Here is a 6,000-nt window from a genome sequence, read left to right as displayed (position 1 = left end):
CACTGACTCACCAACCGCCTTGAGGGCCGCAAAATGAATCACAGACTCAATCGAATGAGCCTGGAAGATGGCTGCCAACGCAAGCTTGTCACGGATGTCGGCCCGATGGAAGGCCGCCAGCTTGCGCCCGGCAATCTCCTCTACGCGGCGCAGGGCCTCTGGCTTGCTGTTGGAAAAATTGTCTACAACAACGACTTCATACCCTGCCTTGAGCAGTTCGACGCAGGTGTGGGAGCCGATGTAACCAGCTCCACCGGTAACAAGAATGGTAGGCATGCAGGACTTCCGGATGTAGTTGAATCAATGCCGGAATGATACCGTGCTCCACGCTGGACGGGCCCCGGTCGAGCTTCTTAAAGGGAACGGCGCTCCACCAGCGCCTGGGCAATGGTGCCCGTATCGGTATGCTCCAGTTCCCCCCCCACGGGAATCCCTCGGGCAATACGGCTGACACGCAGGCCCCGGCTACGCAGCAATTCGGAGATCATGTGGGCAGTAGCCTCACCCTCATTGGTGAAATTGGTCGCAAGGATAACTTCCTGCACGATCCCATCACAGGCTCGGGCGAGAAATTTTTCGAGTCCCAATTCCCGAGGACCGATACCATCAAGGGGTGACAGACGACCCATGAGCACGTAGTACAGCCCGTTGTAGCTGTGGGTCGCCTCCAGCATTGCGAGGTCAGCCGGCATCTCCACCACACACAGCTGACTCGCGTCGCGCTGGGGACTGGCGCAGCGATTACAGACCTCCTCCTCGCAGAAGGTATTGCAGCGGGAGCAGTGCCGCAGCACCTCCAGCGCATGCCCCAGAACCGTGGCCAGCCGGGCGGCCCCCCGCTGATCCCGCTGAAGCAGATGGAAAGCCATCCGCTGGGCAGACTTGGGACCAACTCCGGGCAGGCAGCGCAAGGCTTCGATCAGCAAATCCAGACTGGAAGGAGCGCTCACAGGAAATCAGAAAGGCAGCTTGAAGCCTGGGGGCAGATTGAGGCCGGACGTAAAACCCGCCATCTTTTCCTGAGTGGTGCTTTCCACACGGCGGACAGCATCATTCATGGCGGCGGCCACCAGATCTTCCAGCATTTCCTTGTCATCCATCACGGACGGATCAATGGTGACACGACGGACATCATGCTTGCAGGTCATGGTGATTTTGACCATGCCTGCCCCAGACTGCCCTTCAACCTCGATGCTGCCCAGGCCATCCTGCATTTTCTTCATGTTTTCCTGCATTTGCTGGGCCTGTTTCATCAGGCCTGCGATGCCGCCTTTCATCATTCTGTCATTCTCCGGGTAGGTTTGTATCAAAGGGGTTTAACTGACGCTTCCTCAAGGGTTGCGCCAAATCGCTGCATCAATTCACGCACAAAGGGATCGTGCTCAAGGGCGGCAACAGCGGCCGAGTGACGCTCCTCCCTTTCCAGTTGATTACGCTGGGCGGGCGTCTCAGTGGCAATCTGGCCAATCTCCACCTGAACACGCAGGGGACAACCAAAATGGGCAGAAAGAGCCTCCTGCAATTTTTCGGGGCCCGCCTTGTTGATCTGCAGCAGGTGACGCTGATCACTGGCAAGGCGAAGGCGGAATACGCCACTCTCCACGCCCACATACTCACTGTGCTGAGCCAGTTGCAGGTTCAGCCCGCCAAGACCAATGCGCTCCTGGAGGTCATGCCAGTCTATAGGCCCCAGAAGCTCAGGCGGGGCTACTGCGTCCAACACCTGCGACAGAGGCTCTGGCGCAGGCATGCAGGTTGCCGCAGAGGCCTGCATCACCGGCCTGGGGATCTCAGGTGCTGACGCTGCCGCAGCGGGCGCCATCATTTCGCTGGCTTCAGGAGGAAGATCCTCCCAGGGTGGGACACTGCTGCCGTACTCCGGGACCGTGGGTGTCCTTTCATGCTTGGACGCTTCTATCACCGGGGCCGGAGGGGATGAATTGGATGCTGACTCAGGCGGCTCAGGCCTGACAGGAGCCGAAGAAGGCGCGATCGCCGCCGGCGCTTTTGTCGGAACACTCACCACAGATGAACGAGATGCTGCCGTTACCTGGCCCGCCGCTGCGCCACGCGGGAAGGTCCTGGCATGCCCTTGCCCTCCCCCCCCGGAAGCAACGCTGCCCAGCCCTTCAGGCTGCTGCGGGCGGAAAGCGAACAGACGCAGGAGCGTCATCGAAAACCCCGTCGCCTCGTCTGGAGCCAGGGGCAGCTCATCACGGCCATGTACAGCGATCTGGTAAGCGAGTTGAAGAAACTCAGGATCAAAAGCCTGTCCATAGGGCGCCAGACGCTCCCGCTCAAACTCATCGACAATGGCGGCAGGGGCCATCTGCGCCAAGGCAATTCGGTGAATGAGACTGGCCAGCGCCTGGAGCGCCGACTCGAAAGACAGACTCCGGGACTCCATTCCCTCGACCGCAGCCATCAATGCAGTCACATCATTTGTGTGCAACGCATCCAGGACTTCATACAAATGGTCATCACCCACGGTGCCGAGCATGTCTTGCACCGCCAGTTCCTCGACCTTGCCCGCACCGTGGGCAATCGCCTGATCCAGCAGGGAAAGGGCGTCACGCATGGAACCGCTGGCTGCCTTGGCAAGGTGGCTCAAAGCCGCCGGCTCAAAGGGAACCGCCTCCGCCTCAAGCAGGCGGGTCAGGTGCCCGACAATATGCCCCGGAGGCATCTGTTTGAGATTGAACTGGAGGCAACGGGACAGCACGGTGACCGGAATTTTCTGGGGATCGGTCGTCGCGATGATGAATTTGACGTGCTCGGGAGGCTCTTCAAGAGTTTTAAGCATGGCATTGAAGGCATGCCCGGTCAGCATGTGCACTTCATCGATCATGTAAACCTTGTAACGCCCCTGAACCGGGGCGTAAACCGCCTGATCCAGCAATGCCGCCATATCGTCCACCCCCCGATTGGAGGCAGCATCCATTTCCACGTAATCGGGAAAACGGTCCGCATCGATGGCAGCACAGGCCGCGCAGTGGTTGCAGGGAGTCGCCGTGATGCCTGTATCACAGTTCAACGCCTTGGCCAGGATACGGGAAATGGTCGTTTTACCGACACCACGCGTCCCCGTAAAAAGGTATGCATGGTGCAGACGACCCGTTTGAAGGGCGTGAGTCAGCGCACGAACCACATGCTCCTGACCGACGAGCGTCTCGAAACTGCGCGGGCGCCACTTACGGGCAAGAACTTGATAAGCCATGGCGAGATTCTATCAGGCCAAAACCCTTCCCTGCGGGACAGGATCAGATCGTCGATCGGGATAGGGGCTGTCAGCTTACCTGACCGTACCCCCCACACCACCCAGCATGCTGCGTCCGCCCGAGCCGTACCAAAAGACATAGCCCAGAACTTTACGGCGCGAAGCCAGCGCTACGGCCGTCTTGGCCTTGTTGACCTTCAAGTGGAGTCGCTCGCAGCTTATGCTCCTGGCTTCCTCGGCCAACCTCACGCAGTTGCGCTTCACTTCGTTCGTTGTGATCAACTTACGGCGGGACTTGCACCCGCAGGAGTGCGCCCATGCTGGGCGCACAAACGAAAAGAGGGGCGCCGTTTTGGGCGCCCCTCTTTTTTTGTTTGGGGTGGCGAGCCTGACCCTCGGCACTTGCAGGGAACGGCTGTGGCTGCTGCCTTCCGGCCCTGACCAAGTTCACCGCGCTACAATGCGAGGAGACCCGCCACACCGCATTCTAACAGCTCAGCCATGAAGAACCTAATGCTTTATGAAATCGGCTTCAGGGAAATCCGGAATTTCATCAATCACCAAGCGACAGCTTCTCTTGTTGCAGGCGGGCATCACCTTCAGGGTAGCGTCATGAGCACTCCGGGCAGCGGTCAGCCTGCGACCAAACTTGACTGCACTGAGCATAAGCAGCAAAGGGATCACCCCTCCCTCCACAAAAAAACTTTTTCCGAAATAAAACTACCGACAATTCTGATTTTATTTATTCACAAGGGCCGGTATCCTTGAACTGTTGCACATCAAACTTCAGGAGAAACGCATGAAATCCTTTGCCCTTATGACCGCCGCACTGGCGCTGGGCCTTACCCTCGCGACCAGTGACGCGGAAGCAGCCAAGCGCTTCGGTGGCGGCAAGTCTTCGGGCATGCAGCGCCAGGAGCTGAATCAGCCCAAGACCCCGACCGCCACACCCTCCACTCCAGCCCAGGCACCGGGTGCAGCCGTAGCGCCGGCGGCCCAGAAAGCAGCAGCTCCCGCTGCAGCAGCTCCCGCTGCAGCCGCAGCCGCTCAACCAAAGCGCTCTTGGATGGGTCCCCTGGCGGGTCTGGCCGCCGGCATCGGCCTGGCCGCCCTCGCCTCGCACTTTGGATTTGGTGAAGAACTCGCATCCATGATGATGATGGCTCTGATCGCCTTTGCCGTAATCGCCATCGTCGGTTTCATCCTGCGCAAGCGTGCCATGGCGAAACAGCCCACAGCAGCGGGCGCGGGCAGCATGCAGTACGCTGGCGCCGGGGCTCCCTACGGAAGTGGCGAACCTGCTCCCGCTGCCAATCAGGCTTTTGCTGGCAGCAGCAGCCCGGTTGACACCTCAGCCACAACGCCGACAGGCAACATCCCTGCCGATTTCGATGCAGAGGCCTTCGTCCGCAACGCAAAAGTAAATTTCATCCGCCTGCAGGCCGCCAACGACGCTCGCAACCTGGAAGACATTCGCGAATACACCACGCCCGAGATGCTTGCTGAAATCAAGATGGGCTGGATGGAGCAGAGCAACCCATCCCAGAAAACGGATGTCGTCTCCCTGAATGCTGAGGTACTCGATGTTGCCGAAGAAGCCGAGCGCTATATCGTCAGCGTCCGCTTCACCGGCCTCCTGCGGGAAGACGAACACGCTGCACCGGAAACCATCGATGAAGTGTGGCATCTGACCAAGCCGCGCAACGGGAAATCTGGCTGGCTGGTCGCGGGCGTTCAGCAGAACAACTGAACCTGGCCACCCTACCCCTCCACTCTCTAGCAGTACCCCCTAACCCCTGTATGCGACGAACTCGCTGCAGGGGTCTTTTTATGCTTTTCAATTTCCTTCCATTCGGGCCAAGCCCGCCTTCGCAGCATCGGAAATAGCCAGCACACAGGGGTGCGAGAGACGCCGCTCAACCGAAATCGCGTAATATTCGATACGCACCTCCTCGGCCCGGCCCAGCAGGACCAGATCTCCCAGAGACAGGATTTCCTGCTCAATGGCAGTAGGGATCACGAACGCTCCTACCCCCGCCCGCCCGAAGGCTGTCATCAGCGCCGTGTCATCGAACTCACCTGCAATTCGCGGACGCAGGCGTCTGCGCTCCAGCCAGTCCTCAAACTTGCGACGGATGGCCGAGTCCTCCCCAGGCAACAAAGTAGGAAGTTCCCCCATGCAGGCAGGGAACGCCCAGGGAGACTCCCCCAGCAAGGAGCGGGCAGCCACAAAGCTCAGGCCGGACTCCCCAAGCCGATGGTTATAGGCTCTAACATCCACGGAAGGGGGGATAGGCGAATCGGCAATGACCAGGTCGAGCTTATGGATGGCCAACTCAGCCAGCAAGCGATCCAGACGCCACTCACGACAGATGATCCGAACCGGATCCGCGGGATCGACGGCAGGACGCAGCAGCCGGTAGGCAATGGACTTCGGTACTGCATCCGAAACCCCCACCCTGAACTCCACGGGTCGTCCTTTAGGATAGTGGCGCAAGGCCTGCTCAAGCTCTGCGCTCAGAGAGAACATCTCATCGGCGTATTCCAGCGCCAGACGCCCTGCGGGCGTCAGTTCCAGGGCCCGTCCATCTCGTGAGAACAACTGGGTATCGAGGCTATCCTCCAGCAGGCGAATCTGCCCGCTGATAGTCTGAGGCGTCACATGCAGGGCCTCTCCTGCCTTAACCACGCCTCCACTCTTGGCCGTCTTCCAGAAATAAAAAAGGTGTTTCAAGTTCATGGATGTATCCCGTTAAAACAAACGCTACTCATCTTATTTTCCT

At 59.2% G+C, this 6,000-nt stretch carries 7 protein-coding genes and 1 other RNA gene; 2 read left to right on the top strand and 6 right to left on the bottom strand.

The features are described 5' to 3' along the window. The 5 genes from PHD22_RS08810 to ffs all read right to left on the bottom strand — a co-directional run. A partial coding sequence (locus PHD22_RS08810) for an SDR family NAD(P)-dependent oxidoreductase (protein WP_299865200.1) occupies positions 1-276 on the bottom strand: 276 nt, incomplete at its 3' end. 77 nt (positions 277-353) lie between these two features. Further along, positions 354-950 carry a recombination mediator RecR gene (recR, locus tag PHD22_RS08805; protein WP_299865197.1) on the bottom strand — a complete coding sequence of 199 codons (597 nt, stop codon included), beginning with the start codon at positions 948-950 and terminating at the stop codon, positions 354-356. A 6-nt stretch (positions 951-956) separates the two neighbouring features. Further along, the gene (locus PHD22_RS08800) at positions 957-1,280 is read right to left on the bottom strand and encodes a YbaB/EbfC family nucleoid-associated protein (RefSeq protein ID WP_299865195.1); all 324 of its coding nucleotides are present in this window, start codon (positions 1,278-1,280) and stop codon (positions 957-959) included. 26 nt (positions 1,281-1,306) lie between these two features. Continuing rightward, positions 1,307-3,217 (bottom strand): DNA polymerase III subunit gamma/tau, encoded by a 1,911-nt coding sequence (gene dnaX / locus PHD22_RS08795; protein WP_299865192.1) that lies wholly within the window; start codon positions 3,215-3,217, stop codon positions 1,307-1,309. A gap of 378 nt (positions 3,218-3,595) precedes the next feature. Further along, positions 3,596-3,694, bottom strand: an RNA gene (gene ffs / locus PHD22_RS08790) — signal recognition particle sRNA small type. A gap of 24 nt (positions 3,695-3,718) precedes the next feature. On the opposite strand from ffs, the gene PHD22_RS08785 reads away from it, so the two are divergent. Further along, a complete protein-coding gene (locus PHD22_RS08785; protein ID WP_299865189.1) occupies positions 3,719-3,985 on the top strand; it encodes a hypothetical protein in 267 nt (88 codons plus the stop codon). Between the two features lie 31 nt (positions 3,986-4,016). Continuing rightward, entirely contained in the window at positions 4,017-4,967 is a 951-nt protein-coding gene (locus tag PHD22_RS08780; RefSeq protein ID WP_299865186.1) for a Tim44-like domain-containing protein, read from the top strand. An 87-nt stretch (positions 4,968-5,054) separates the two neighbouring features. Here PHD22_RS08780 and nhaR read toward each other — a convergent pair whose 3' ends face one another. Then, positions 5,055-5,957 carry a transcriptional activator NhaR gene (gene nhaR, locus PHD22_RS08775; RefSeq protein WP_299865183.1) on the bottom strand — a complete coding sequence of 301 codons (903 nt, stop codon included), beginning with the start codon at positions 5,955-5,957 and terminating at the stop codon, positions 5,055-5,057. Positions 5,958-6,000: the final 43 nt, after the last annotated feature.

Origin of the sequence: Zoogloea sp., from assembly GCF_028693495.1 — a bacterium.
Taxonomy (GTDB): Bacteria; Pseudomonadota; Gammaproteobacteria; order Burkholderiales; family Rhodocyclaceae; genus Zoogloea.
This window is presented reverse-complemented; position numbering and strand designations above follow the sequence as displayed.

Excerpts from the sequence above, each read along its gene's own strand:
- PHD22_RS08800 (WP_299865195.1), bottom strand. The coding sequence starts at position 1,280 with ATGATGAAAGGCGGCATCGCAGGCCTGATGAAACAGGCCCAGCAAATG.
- dnaX (WP_299865192.1), bottom strand. The coding sequence starts at position 3,217 with ATGGCTTATCAAGTTCTTGCCCGTAAGTGGCGCCCGCGCAGTTTCGAG.
- PHD22_RS08785 (WP_299865189.1), top strand. The coding sequence starts at position 3,719 with ATGAAGAACCTAATGCTTTATGAAATCGGCTTCAGGGAAATCCGGAAT.
- PHD22_RS08780 (WP_299865186.1), top strand. The coding sequence starts at position 4,017 with ATGAAATCCTTTGCCCTTATGACCGCCGCACTGGCGCTGGGCCTTACC.
- nhaR (WP_299865183.1), bottom strand. The coding sequence starts at position 5,957 with ATGAACTTGAAACACCTTTTTTATTTCTGGAAGACGGCCAAGAGTGGA.